The organism is Bradyrhizobium sp. P3_C3 (genome assembly GCF_056402655.1).
The window spans coordinates 192,513-204,601 of the sequence record NZ_JBFUGY010000010.1; the positions used below are offsets into that span (position 1 = coordinate 192,513).

10 protein-coding genes are annotated in these 12,089 nt (G+C 66.2%); 4 read left to right on the forward strand and 6 right to left on the reverse strand.

Going from position 1 to position 12,089, the window contains the following annotated elements:
• Nucleotides 1-161 precede the first annotated feature (161 nt).
• Nucleotides 162-1,076, reverse strand: coding sequence for a phosphoribosylaminoimidazolesuccinocarboxamide synthase (locus AC1DW2_RS14290; RefSeq protein WP_085405113.1), 915 nt, complete (start codon nucleotides 1,074-1,076; stop codon nucleotides 162-164).
• Between the two features lie 78 nt (nucleotides 1,077-1,154).
• Nucleotides 1,155-2,072: a pirin family protein gene (locus AC1DW2_RS14295; RefSeq protein ID WP_441497337.1), complete on the reverse strand. Its 918-nt coding sequence runs from the start codon at nucleotides 2,070-2,072 to the stop codon at nucleotides 1,155-1,157.
• Between the two features lie 64 nt (nucleotides 2,073-2,136).
• On the opposite strand from AC1DW2_RS14295, the gene AC1DW2_RS14300 reads away from it, so the two are divergent.
• From AC1DW2_RS14300 to AC1DW2_RS14310, 3 genes are all read left to right on the forward strand, one after another.
• On the forward strand, nucleotides 2,137-2,709 hold the full coding sequence (locus tag AC1DW2_RS14300; RefSeq protein WP_441497336.1) for a GNAT family N-acetyltransferase: 573 nt from the start codon (nucleotides 2,137-2,139) through the stop codon (nucleotides 2,707-2,709).
• A 62-nt stretch (nucleotides 2,710-2,771) separates the two neighbouring features.
• Nucleotides 2,772-3,836 (forward strand): helix-turn-helix domain-containing protein, encoded by a 1,065-nt coding sequence (locus AC1DW2_RS14305; protein ID WP_477006373.1) that lies wholly within the window; start codon nucleotides 2,772-2,774, stop codon nucleotides 3,834-3,836.
• A gap of 142 nt (nucleotides 3,837-3,978) precedes the next feature.
• A complete protein-coding gene (locus AC1DW2_RS14310) occupies nucleotides 3,979-5,406 on the forward strand; it encodes a serine hydrolase domain-containing protein (protein WP_441497335.1) in 1,428 nt (475 codons plus the stop codon).
• Between the two features lie 200 nt (nucleotides 5,407-5,606).
• Here the strand turns inward: AC1DW2_RS14310 and AC1DW2_RS14315 are convergent, their stop codons facing one another.
• Nucleotides 5,607-6,974 (reverse strand): MmgE/PrpD family protein, encoded by a 1,368-nt coding sequence (locus tag AC1DW2_RS14315; protein WP_441497334.1) that lies wholly within the window; start codon nucleotides 6,972-6,974, stop codon nucleotides 5,607-5,609.
• 124 nt (nucleotides 6,975-7,098) lie between these two features.
• Here AC1DW2_RS14315 and AC1DW2_RS14320 point away from each other — a divergent pair, with 124 nt between their 5' ends.
• The gene (locus tag AC1DW2_RS14320; RefSeq protein ID WP_071908952.1) at nucleotides 7,099-8,214 is read left to right on the forward strand and encodes an FUSC family protein; all 1,116 of its coding nucleotides are present in this window, start codon (nucleotides 7,099-7,101) and stop codon (nucleotides 8,212-8,214) included.
• 64 nt (nucleotides 8,215-8,278) lie between these two features.
• Here the strand turns inward: AC1DW2_RS14320 and AC1DW2_RS14325 are convergent, their stop codons facing one another.
• The 3 genes from AC1DW2_RS14325 to AC1DW2_RS14335 form a co-directional block, all read right to left on the reverse strand.
• A complete protein-coding gene (locus AC1DW2_RS14325; protein WP_441497333.1) occupies nucleotides 8,279-9,592 on the reverse strand; it encodes an SMI1/KNR4 family protein in 1,314 nt (437 codons plus the stop codon).
• Nucleotides 9,593-9,735: 143 nt separating this feature from the next.
• Nucleotides 9,736-10,386, reverse strand: a complete 651-nt coding sequence (locus AC1DW2_RS14330) for a 2-hydroxychromene-2-carboxylate isomerase (RefSeq protein WP_441497332.1) — start codon at nucleotides 10,384-10,386, stop codon at nucleotides 9,736-9,738.
• Nucleotides 10,387-10,408: 22 nt separating this feature from the next.
• Nucleotides 10,409-11,803, reverse strand: coding sequence for an MATE family efflux transporter (locus tag AC1DW2_RS14335; RefSeq protein WP_441497369.1), 1,395 nt, complete (start codon nucleotides 11,801-11,803; stop codon nucleotides 10,409-10,411).
• Nucleotides 11,804-12,089: the final 286 nt, after the last annotated feature.

The following is a 12,089-nucleotide window of genomic DNA, read 5'->3' on the forward strand; positions in this document are numbered from 1 at the left end:
TGATGGACAGAAAAAACGAAGCCTCCACACTCACCGCTGTCATTCCCCGCGAAAGCGGGGAATCCAGTACGCCGCGGCTTCTCGGTGAATCACAGGCGTCTCGGAGTACTGGATCGCCCGGTCAAGCCGGGCGATGACGGAGCGAGACGAAACAGCCGGGCTTAAATCTTCAGCTCTTTCCCCGTCACGCGCCTGTAGGCTTCGAGATAGCGCTTGCTGGTTGCATCCACGACGCTGGCGGGCAGCGGGGGCGGCGGCGCGTCGCCGTTCCAGCGGCCGGCGTGGCGCTCGACGTCGAGATAATCGCGCAAAGGCTGCTTGTCGAAGCTCGCCTGCGGCTGGCCGGGCTTGTAGGCATCGACCGCCCAGAACCGCGAAGAATCCGGCGTCATGACTTCGTCGATCAGGATGATACGGCCGTCCTTGTCGCGGCCAAACTCGAACTTGGTGTCGGCGATGATGATGCCCTGCTCGCGGGCGAGCTCCTCGCCGAGCGTATAGACCGCGCGCGTCATGCTCTCGAGCGTGTAGGCGACCTCGTCGCCGACGACCTCGCGCATCTTCGCGATGGTGATGTTCTCGTCATGGCCGGTCTCGGCCTTGGTCGCCGGGCTGAAGATCGAAGGCTCCAGCTTCTCGCTCTCGACGAGGCCCGCCTTCAGCTTCTCGCCGGCCAGCGTGCCGCTGGCGGCATATTCCTTCCAGGCGGAGCCCGAGAGATAGCCGCGGATCACGCATTCGATCGGGAAGACGGTGGTGCGGCGCGACAGCATGGCGCGGCCGAGGATCTCGGCGCGATGCGGCTTCAAGGCCGGCACGGCGGCAATGATCTCGTCGGCGTCGGCGCTGATCATGTGATGCGGCACCACGCCTTCGAGCTCGTTGAACCAGAATGCGCTGATCTGGGTCAGCACCGCACCCTTCATCGGGATGGTCTCGCCCATCACGACGTCGAAGGCGCTGATGCGGTCGGTGGTGACGAGCAGCAGCCGGTCGTCGTCGACGGCGTAGATATCGCGCACCTTGCCGCGTCCGATCTTGGGCAGGGGCAGGTCACTGGAGAGCATGGCGGTCATCGGCAGGGCCTTCGCAGACAAGTCCATCGGACAGGAGATTCAGGCCGCACTGGATGGTACGGCCTAAATCGGGATAGCCTATTCCGGCAGCGGAATGAACTCATGTTCCTGCGGAACTGCGGCGAAGCGGCCGGTTTTCCAGTCCTGCTTGGCCTGCTCGATCCGCTCCTTGCTGGAGGAGACGAAATTCCACCAGATGTGGCGCGGGCCTTCCAATGCATCGCCACCGAGAAACATCATGCGCGTTGCCTTCAGCGCCTTCACGGTGATGCGGTCGCCGGGCCGGAAGATCAGCAGCCGCGGCCCCTCATAACGCTCGTTCGCGATCTCGACCTCGCCGTCGACGACGTAGATGGCGCGCTCCTCGTGGTCGGGGTCGAGCGGCACGCTGGCGCCCGCGACCGCCGTGACCTCGGTGTAGAACCAGGGCGAGACCATCGTCACCGGCGAGGTGATGCCGAAGGCGGAGCCCGCGATCACCCGCGCGGTGAAATCGCGCTCGGAAATCATCGGCAGATCGCCCGCGCCGTAATGCTGGAACGACGGCGCGATCTCTTCGGATCCGGCCGGCAGCGCGATCCAGCTTTGCAGGCCGAGCATCTGCTGGCCCGAGGCGCGCTGCGCGTCCGGCGTACGCTCGGAATGGGCGATGCCGCGGCCGGCGGTCATCAGATTCATCGCGCCGGGCGCGATCTCCTGGACGTTGCCCTCGCTGTCGCGATGCATGATCGAGCCGTCGAACAGATAGGTGACGGTGGCAAGCCCGATATGCGGATGCGGCCGCACGTCCATGCCCTTGCCGGAGACGAACTGCACCGGGCCGAAATGATCGAAGAAGATGAAGGGCCCGACCATCTGCCGCCTGCCATGCGGCAGCGCGCGCCGCACCACGAATCCGTCGCCGAGGTCGCGGGTGCGTGGCACGATGACGAGATCGAGTGCGTCGCAGGACATGGGATCGCCGAGCACGGGATCGTTCGAGGGTTGCCAGCTCATGGTGGTCTCCTGTTTCTTGCTGGTATGATCGTAACAGAACAATGTCGGGAACGGGAGAAGACCGATGATCCCACCGCTCAAGCCAGGCGCCAGGCTGCTCGAGGTCACAGGCCCCCGAATCGAGACGGAACATTTGATCCTGCGGCCATGGCGCGCGGGCGATATTGCGCCGAACGCCGCGATGCTGTCCGATCCCGGCACCGCCCGATTCATCGCCGCCGACGGCAAGCCGGTCACGACCGAGATTGCCGGCTGGCGTAACGCGGCCGTGATCTCCGGGCACTGGGCGCTCCACGGCTTCGGCATGTTTGCGGTCGAGGAGAAATCGAGCGGCAGCTACATCGGGCGGGTTGGTCCGTGGTGCCCGCCGGGCTGGCCCGGCTTCGAGGTCGGGTGGGGCATCGCCAAGGAATTCCGCGGCAAAGGTTATGCGGTGGAAGCGACCAGCGCGTCGATCGACTGGGTGTTCGACAGCTTTGAGATCGACGAGATCATGCACTGTATCGAGAGCACGAATACGCCGTCGCAGGGCGTGGCGCGCAGCCTGGGCGCCCGGAAGGAGCGCGAGATCGATCTGTTCGGCAAACCGGCTGACGCCTGGATCACGTCGCGCGCCGCGTGGACCCGGCGAAATTGAATCGGTCTTTGATCTGAACTAGGTTCGCGTCACGCGCGTGCGTGCGCGATCGGGTCGACCGGATGCTGCTTGCCAATCTCGAACTTGCCTTTCGCGCCAGCGCCGTGGCGCTGCTGTTGGTGTTGGCGGCATCGTTGTTCTCGGACTTCCGCAACGTGCTGGCGGCTCGGCTCGGCGCGGCCTTCGCGCTCGGCTCGGCCGCGCATGCGGTGAGCTATTCGGTCGGCGTGACGTCGCTGGTGCCGGCCTGGCATGCGCCGCTGATCGCACTGTCGACCGGCAATATCGTGGTGTTCTGGCTGTTCACGCGCGCGCTGTTCGACGACGAATTTCGCCTGCGCTCGTGGCATGGATTGATCTGGGCGCTGGTGACCGCGTTCAGCTTCGCCGGGTGCGTCTGGATCGCGCCGGGCGGCCATGTGCGGTTCTCCGTCACCGTGGTGAACCTGATCGTGCTCGGCTTCATCGCGCTCGCGGTGGGGCAGACGATCGCCTCGTGGCCGGCCGATCTGGTCGAGCGCCGGCGGCGTGCCCGCGTCTTCATCGTCTGCGCCGCCGCGCTCTATGGCGGACTCAACGCACTGCTCCAGATTGCCGTCGCCGGCAGCGACGTCGGCGATGTCGCCAACACCATCAATGCCGGCGTACTGGCCTGCGTCGTCGCGGCCATCGCCACCGCGATGATGCGCGTCGATGGTGCCGACCTGTTTCCGGCGAATACGGGCGTCACGCCAGCGGTCATTCTGAGCCATCCCACAGCCACCGATGAAGCCGCCGACCAGAAGCTGATCGATGCCCTGATGCGGCTGATGGCGGACGAGCGGATCTATCGGCAGGAGAACATCACCATCGGCGTGCTGGCGGGCCGGCTGAAAATTCCCGAATACAGGCTGCGCCGGCTGATCAACCAGCGGCTCGGCTACCGCAATTTCAATGTGTTCCTGAACAACCACCGGATCGAGGAAGCCAAGGCCGCGCTCGCCGATCCCGCGCAGGCCGAGGTCCCCGTCATCACCATCGCGATGGATGCCGGCTTCCAGTCGCTCGGTCCCTTCAACCGCGCCTTCAAGGCGGTGACGGGCGTGACGCCGACGGAATACCGGCGGCTCAAGGTGAGTGCGGCGTAAGTTCTAACCCTTTCCAATCACGCCGAAATTCCAGAATCGACCAGCCCGGTTCAGTTTCAGCCAGTCCATTTTCCAAATCCGGCGAGCACTCCTCCGCCCGCTCCGGCTTCCTCCCGGCACACGCCCCAGCCGGAGAAAGCCCGTGACCCGCCGCCGCAAGATCATCCTCCTGACCACCGCCGTCGCCTGTCTCGGCCTCGCGTTCGGCGCGGCTCGCGCGCGCAACGCGCCGCAGGTCGCCACCGGCTTCCTCGCCGACATCCTCTGCGCCGAGACATTCGTCTCCGGCCTCGATCCGCAGCGCACCTTCACCGAGACCACCGACGCAATGCCCGGCACGGGTCTGATCACCTGGGCGATGGACTACCGGATCGACCGGGTGCGCAAGGACGTCACCGTGACGCTGTTCGGCCTCGGCCGCAGCCATGCCGTCTATCGCGAGGGGCTGGGCTGCACGCTCGAGCACGGCGCTGATATCGCCGATGTCGCGCCGCCGGCGGATGACAAACAGCCCCCATTGCTCCCCGAGATCGCGGGACCTTCAATCGTGCCGCCGCAAAGCGAGGGGCTATCAGCCGCACTCGATCGCGCCTTCACCGAACCCGCGCAGCCGCCCACCCGCCGCACCCGCGCCATCGTCGTCATGAAGTCGGGCCGCGTCATCGCCGAGCGCTATGCGGATGGTGTTGGGCCGGAGACGCCGCTGCTCGGCTTCTCCATGACGAAGTCGGTGATCTCGGCGCTAACAGGCATTCTCGTGCGCCAGGGTAAGCTCAAGCTCGACGGGCCCGCACCGGTCGCCGCGTGGACAAATCCGGATGATCCGCGCCGCGCCATCATCGTCGACCAGCTGCTGCGACACACCGCGGGCCTCGCGCTCGGCAGCTCGCTGCAGGCTTCGCTTGGCTCCGCCTTCGAACCGGTCAATCGCATGAAATTCGTGGAGGACGACATGGCCGCGTATGCCGCGAGCAGGCCGCTTGCGACCGCGCCGGGCACGGTGTGGAATTATCACGATGGCAACACCATCATGCTCGCGCACCTGATCCGCAACGCCGCCGGCGGCAACCCCGCCGACGCGCTGCGCTTCGCGCGCCGTGAGTTGTTCGCGCCGCTCGGCATGCGCCAGGTCACGCTCCAGCTCGACGGTGCCGGCACGATCGAGGGATCGAGCGAGATGCTGGCCTCCGCGCGCGACTGGGCGCGCTTCGGTCAGCTCTATCTCAATGACGGCGTCGCCGGCGGCAAGCGTATCCTCCCCGAGGGCTGGGTGAATTACACGGCGTCAGCCACGCCGAATGCCTGGGTCGGCATCGGCGCCGGCTTCTGGACCAACCAGGGCGACAGCTTTGGCGCGAATTTCCGCGTGGAGCACGGCTGGCCGCGCGATGCCTTCTTCGCCAAGGGCACGATCGGGCAGTACACGATCATCATTCCCTCGGAACAGCTTGTGATCGTGCGGCTGGGCCGCTCGCCGAACTGGCCACCGGAAGCCGATGGCGTGTTCGATCTGGTGCGGGATGTGGTGGCAGCCACGCGCGAGAAGGGGAAAATGGCGGGGGTGGATTGATGACAGCAGCGGAGCGCGGTCTCTTCTTCCTTCTCCCCTTGTGGGAGAAGGTGGCGCGAAGCGCCGGATGAGGGGTCTCTATCCGCGAATTAGACCGCTAGAGAGTCGCGCGCGGAGAGAACCCCTCACCCGGCTGCGCTTCGCGCATCCACCCTCTCCCACAAGGGGCGAGGGTGCACCGTCTGCGCGGAGGGAATCTCCTACCTCCCGAGCTCCGTGGCCTTCGCCACGCGGTCGAACCGCTCCAGTGTCATGATCGCGTCGGCAAATTTCTCCGCGCGCGCGTTCAACACTGGGCGCGCCAGCGTCAGAAACTTCTGCTGCATCGCCTGCGCATCGGGGAACGAGGTCGGCTCGCCCGAGGGGTCGGCATAGAGCCGCTCATGCACGCCATCGTCCGTCGTGATGCTGACGCGCGCGCCGAACGGATGAGTGCGGCCGACCTCGAGCCGGTCGTCCTGCACCACGTCGAACTTGTCGGCGAGCGCGTCGATGGCGGCGTCGCCCAGGCGGTTGTAATCGTCCCAGCCGAAGGAGCCCTGGTCGAGCGCGAGCGCGCCGGTGAAGAACATCGAGAACTGGCCGCCGACGATCGAGGTCGGATGCCGCTTGGTCGCGGCATCGCCGGTCAAGGTGATGCCGTTCCGATGCAAACCGATCTCGACGCGCTTGACCTGATCGGGCGTCAGATTGTGCTCGCGCCGCATCGCGATCAGCGCATCGATCGCCGCGTGGGTGTAGCGGCAGCTCGGATACGGTTTGACGCCGATCTTCATGGTCTCATAGGTCTTGCCGAGCTCGGCCACCGCCTTGTCGGGATGCGCATCGTCGGTGTAGCCGGCGAGCAGGCCGTGCTTGCCCTCGACCGATTCCGTCGCGCCGACGAAATCGTTGCGCGCCAGCGTCGCGGCGATCACGCCATTCATCGCGGCGGCGCCGACCTGGTAGCGCTTGTTCCACGCGCCGTTGACTAGGAATTGCAGCGAGCCCGCGGCCTGGCTGCCGGAGACGCCGAACGCGGCGATGATCTGCTGCTCAGACAGGCCGAACAGTTTGCCGGCGGCGGCCGCCGCGCCATAGGTGCCGGCGGTCGCGGTCGGATGGAAGCCGCGCGCGTAATGCGAGGTCGGGTCGAGCGCGTTGCCGAGCCGGCAGCAGACCTCATAGCCCGCGACGATCGCGGTCAGCACGTCTCGGCCCGAGGCGCCGACCATCTCGCCGACGGCGAAGGCGGCCGGAACCACCGGCGCGCTCGGATGCAGCGAGGAATCGGCGTGGGTGTCGTCGAAGTCGAGGGAATGGCCGAGCGCGCCGTTGAGGAGGGCGGCGACCGCCGGCGTCCAGGTCTTGCTGTCGCCGAACACGGTGGACTCGCCCTTGGTGTCGAGCGCGAGCGCTTCCAGCATCTTCAGGATCGAGGGGGTGGATTCCGCCTCGCTGCGGGCCCGGATAGCACTGCCGAGGAAGTCCAGCGTCAGCACCTTGACGCGATCCAGCACCTCCGCCGGAATATCCTGGTATGTCAGATTAACGACATAGGCGGCGAGCGTTGCGGTTTCGTGAGCCATCGTGTTTCCTCGTTTTGGCGCGCAAGTTAGGCGGGCTGATTTGGCCTTTCAAGCGGCCTTGGGGCCGCGGGCATCAGCCATGCTTTTGGCAGGCTCCAAGAGGATCGGATCGGGACATTCGACGATGGCACTCGCAAGACAAATGTTCGACCGGATCCGATCACGGCGGACGCAGCTGGGGCTGGCGATCCGGGTCACGGTGGCCGCGGTGGCGGCCTATGCGATCGCCACCGCGCTGCATCTGTTGCTGCCGCTCTGGGCGGTCCTGACTTCGCTGATCGTGACCCAGATGAGCGTCGGCCGCTCGCTGAAGGCGACGCGCGACTACGTGCTCGGCACGATCGGCGGCGCCATCTATGGCGGCGCCATCGCGATCCTGATCCCTTATTCCACCGAGGTGGGCCTGTTGGGGCTGCTGGTGCTGGCGGTCGCGCCGCTCGCCTTCGTGGCTGCGATCAACCCAAGCCTCAACGCCGCCACGGTGACGGCGATCATCGTGCTGCTGGTTCCGACCATGCATCATTCCGATCCCCTGGCGTCGGCGATCGACCGCGTCAGCGAGGTCGGGGTCGGCGCCATCACTGGCCTGCTGGTCTCATTCCTGGTGCTGCCGTCCCGCGCCGTGCGGCAGATCCGCGCCAGCGCGGCCACGCTGCTCGAACTGATCGCGGATGCCTTCACCGAACTGCTCGCGGGGCTCACGCGCGGCCGCGACAACGACGCGCTGCACCGGATCCAGGACGGCATCGGCACGGCAATGGTGGGCATGAACGCGATCGGCGCCGAAGCCGAGCGTGAGCGCTCCGTGCGACTGTCGAGCGGGCCCGACACCGGCCCGCTGCTGCGCACGGTGCTGCGGCTGCGCCATGACGTCGTGATGATCGGCCGTGCCACGGTGGTGCCGCTGCCGGCCGAGGTGCAGATGCGGCTTGCAGCCCCGCTGACGGAAGTCTCGACCGTGATCGCGCGATTCCTTCGCTCCGCCGCAGCTGCCTTGCGCGAGGGCGCCGGTGCGCCGGCGATCCATCCGGTCCACGTCGCGCTCCAGCATTATGCCGAGGCCGTCGCCGCCGTCCGTCATGACGGCCTGATCCGCGGCCAGCCCGGCGACACCGCCGAGCGCTTCTTCGCGATCGGCTTCTCGCTGGAGCAGATGCACCAAAACCTCTGCGATCTCGATCGCGTCGTCGGCGAATGGTCGGAAGCCTCGACCGACAAGTCCGCGCGCGTGGCGGAGTGAGCCAGAGCGTTTTCGAGCGAAGTGGTTGCCGGTTCGCGTCAAGAAAACGCGTCAGAATAAGAGGCTACAGATCGAAGAACGCCAGCTGCGTCGCGTCGCGCCGCTCGATGCCGTCGGTCAGCGCCTTCAACGCGACATCGAGGCCCGCTTGCTGCTGCTCCAGCTCCCACGCGCCGTCATGGTCCCACTGAAAGCACTGGCCATAGCGCTCGCCGGGCTCGACATGGAGCAGCAGGCAGCGGCTGAGCTGCGACGGCTCGGCAACCGGCACCAGGTGTCTCAGCGAGACGCCGTATTCCTGGCGGAAATAGGCGCAGGCCTCTTCGAGCTCGTCCTCGGAGTGGGCAATGAAGTCCAGGACATTGCGAAGCTGCGTGGCGAGTTCATCAGGCGCATAGAAGCGAAGCTCGGACGATGATTCAGGCAGCCGCACCAGCAATTCGGTCTCGCCGCGCGTCAGCAGGAAATTGCGATAGTCATCGGGGAGGCGGACGCCGAGCGTCTGCTCCGCTTTGCTCACGTCCGCCTCGCTCGCCGGCGTACCGGGTTTCCAGCGCCAGCCTTTGCTTGATGTTCCCGCCTTGCGCTGGGCCTCGTAGTCCTCATAGCCGGGAAACGCCATGATGTCCTCATAGCCGCCGAAGCGCGACCATTGAAAGGCGTCGTCGAAGGCCTCTTCCCGCCGCTCAGGAAAATAGCCGCAGAGCAGCTCGGCGCGCTTGAGGATGCGCGTGTGGTTCGGGGCGGTCTTGCAAAGATGCTCGATCGTCTTCAGTGATGCCTCGGGATTGTCGGCCTGAAGATAGACGTCGCTCAACAATTCCAGGATGCGCCCCTCGAGGTCGTTATCATAGATGGACCACGCATAATGCGGCTGCCCGGCAGCGCGCCGCGCAACGAGCGTATCGCGCGCCTGTTCGGCAAAGCGCACCGCCTGTGCGAGATCTTCACCGGCGACCTTGCCGCGGCGAGCGGCGTGCCAGAGATATAGCGGCTCATGTTCGGCCGGCGTGCCCTTGAGCGCGTCGAGCTGCGCGGCCTGCTCGGCCATCGGCGCGCTGAGCGCCAGGATCATCAGCTCATCGAGCCCCTTCTGCCAGTCCGGCTTGGCTCGCGGATTGGGCCCGAGGTCGCGCAGCGTGTAGTTGGTATGATCCGTCTCGACATAGCCGGCCGCGACCAGCTTGGCGACATGGCGGCGGAAAGCCGCTGCGGCGCCGGCGATATCAGGAAATTCCTCGCGCAGGAATTCGTTCGCGTCGGGCTCGCCCTTCCAGTTCATATGAACGCCGATCACCATGGGATCGCTGCCCGGGACCAGCATCAATTCGCGATCGTCATCGCCGGGCGCGCGGTGGAAGAACTTTGCCAGATACATGCGACCCTCCGAACGCGCCGCCGGGATCGGGGCGCCACGTCTCAGTCGCAGTTTCAGGGAAACCGGTTCATGCCGGCCGGCAAGAGCGTTTTCGAGCGAAGCGGATAGCGGTTCGCGTGAAGAAAACGCGTCTAAAATAACGATCAACGCCTTTTCAGGCCCTTGGCCACCATGCGCCAGACCAGCAGGTCGATGCGGTCCTGGCCGAAGAACGGCTCGTTCTCGAACACGAAGGTCGGCACGCCCCAATGACCGGAGGCGGCGTGGTCCTTTTCGTTCTCCGTGATCACCCGCTCGTAGCGATCGGGGTCGGCACTGATCGCTTCATCCATCGCGGCGAGATCGAAGCCGGCCGCTTCAGTGGCGCGCGCGAGATGATCGCCCTCGTTCCAGCCCGCCACCGAGCCGTCCCACAGCACGCGCGCGATCGCGTCAGTGAATGCGAGCGAGCGGCCTTCGAGCTGCGCCATCGCGCCCAGCCGGGTCAGGCGGTGGATGTAGGGCTGCTCGGCCGCAACATCGAACGTCGTCTTGTCCTGCACGATCGGATCGGGCCTCGGAAAGCGGAACGGGATGCCCTCGTGCTGCGCCACGCGCGTGCTGTCGAGCACCACATAGCGAATGAAGTTCGGGCTGGCCTTCTTGAAGAAGCCGGGCACGCGGACGGCGAGCGGATAGACCGGCCGCAAATTCACCGCGAGATCGTACTCTTCGACGAGCTTGAGCGTCTTCGGCAGCGCCAGATAGCTGAAAGGACTGCGGTAGGAGTAGAAGAGGTCCACGGACAGGGTCATCGCACCGGCTCCATGATCCCGATCATCCCGCCAGTCTGCGCGTCAGCATGCGGAAGCGCAAGATCAGGAGGCCGGCATAGACGAACGTGCCGATCGAGAACCCGATCCAGACGCCGACCGCGCCGAGCCCGGCATTGAAGGCCAGCACCCAGGCGATGGGAAAGGCGACGCACCAATAGCCGATCGCCGCGAACAGCAACGTCATCCTTGTATCGTTGATGCCGCGCAGCGCGCCGGCCATGATGGTCTGGAGGCCGTCGGCGATGAAGAAGGTCGCGCCGACCAGCAGCAGGGTCGCCGTCAGCTCGACAGTGGCCGCGCTGGCCTCGCTGCTCCCGAAGAACAGCCGTCCGAGCTCGTAGCGGCCGAGGATGATGGCAACGGTCAGGGCCGAGACCAACGCTACGCCAAGCACCGCCGCGACAAGGCCCGCGCGCCTCACCGCGGCCGGGTCGTCGCGGCCGAAAGCATGGCCGACACGGACCGTCGCCGCCATGCCGATGCCAAGTGGGACCATGAACAGCACGGCCGTGACCTGGAGCGCGATTTGGTGCGCGGCAAGCGCCGTGGTCGAGATCAATCCCATCAGCAGCGCGGCGGACGAGAACAGGCCATATTCCAGCAGCAGGGAAAACGAGATCGGCGCGCCGACCGCGATGAGCTGGCGCATCAGGGGCCAGTCGATCCGCCACAGATGAGCGAGCGGGCGGTAGTCCGCGAACGGCTTTCGCCATGCGGCGATGGCGAGCACGGCAAGGAAGGTGCCGAGATTGACGAGCGTGGTCGCAAGCCCCGCGCCGAACAGGCCTAGCTCCGGCAGGCCGAACAGGCCGTGGATCAGGCAATAGACCAGCGCCGCGTTGGCGGGGATCGCTGCAACGGTGATCCACAGCGGCGGCTGCGGCCGGTTCACCGCGCTCATCATGCTGCGCAACGCGATGAAGCCCAGCGCCGGCGCGATGCCCCAGGCCAGCCCGTTCAGATAGCGCTGCGCGAGCGCGGCCGATTGCGGCGCCTGTCCGAGCGCCAGCAGGATGCGCTCGCCATAGAGCGGCGAGGCCATCATCGGCAGCGAGATCAGGAGTGCGATCCACAGGCCGGCGCGCAGGGAGCGGCGGATGCGCTTGACGTCGCCGGCGCCGAACGCCTGCGCGGCCAGCGGCGACACCGCGGCCATCAATCCGAGCCCGAAGGTGAAGCTGACGAAATAGACGGTGTGCGCCAGCGCGGCGGCCGCGACCGCATCCTCGCCGAGCCGCCCGATCAGCGCGAGATCGGTCGTGATCATCGCGATCTGCCCGAGCTGCGTCAGCATCATCGGCACGGCCAGCCGCAGCGTCTCGACGAACTCTTCGGCGAGATGGTTTTGCGGCACGCCGGCTTGCGGCTGCGGACGAGGTTGCACGGTGTCGAGCATGGCGGTTGCAATAGCACAGCCGCACGTCGAAAACATGGCCCCGAGTGCGAGATGCTTCTTCACCCTCTCCCCTTGTGGGAGAGGGTGGCTCGCCGCGCAGCGGCGAGACGGGTGAGCGACTGTGTTCGCTGTCAAGCGGGTTGCCATGGTGTTTTAGTCCTGATCATGACATTGAGGATGGTCAGCAGCTTGCGGGCGACGGCGATCAGGGCAACGAGCTTCGGCTTTCCATWGGCCACGAGGCGCTCAAAGAAGGCCTTGAGGACGGGGTTGTGACGTCTGGCGG

Bases quoted from the DNA above. Each gene is read 5' to 3' on its own strand.
- AC1DW2_RS14325 (WP_441497333.1), bottom strand. From the start codon at position 9,592: ATGTATCTGGCAAAGTTCTTCCACCGCGCGCCCGGCGATGACGATCGC.
- AC1DW2_RS14295 (WP_441497337.1), bottom strand. From the start codon at position 2,072: ATGAGCTGGCAACCCTCGAACGATCCCGTGCTCGGCGATCCCATGTCC.
- AC1DW2_RS14335 (WP_441497369.1), bottom strand. From the start codon at position 11,803: ATGCTCGACACCGTGCAACCTCGTCCGCAGCCGCAAGCCGGCGTGCCG.
- AC1DW2_RS14290 (WP_085405113.1), bottom strand. From the start codon at position 1,076: ATGACCGCCATGCTCTCCAGTGACCTGCCCCTGCCCAAGATCGGACGC.
- AC1DW2_RS14300 (WP_441497336.1), top strand. From the start codon at position 2,137: ATGATCCCACCGCTCAAGCCAGGCGCCAGGCTGCTCGAGGTCACAGGC.
- AC1DW2_RS14315 (WP_441497334.1), bottom strand. From the start codon at position 6,974: ATGGCTCACGAAACCGCAACGCTCGCCGCCTATGTCGTTAATCTGACA.
- AC1DW2_RS14305 (WP_477006373.1), top strand. From the start codon at position 2,772: ATGCTGCTTGCCAATCTCGAACTTGCCTTTCGCGCCAGCGCCGTGGCG.
- AC1DW2_RS14330 (WP_441497332.1), bottom strand. From the start codon at position 10,386: ATGACCCTGTCCGTGGACCTCTTCTACTCCTACCGCAGTCCTTTCAGC.
- AC1DW2_RS14320 (WP_071908952.1), top strand. From the start codon at position 7,099: ATGGCACTCGCAAGACAAATGTTCGACCGGATCCGATCACGGCGGACG.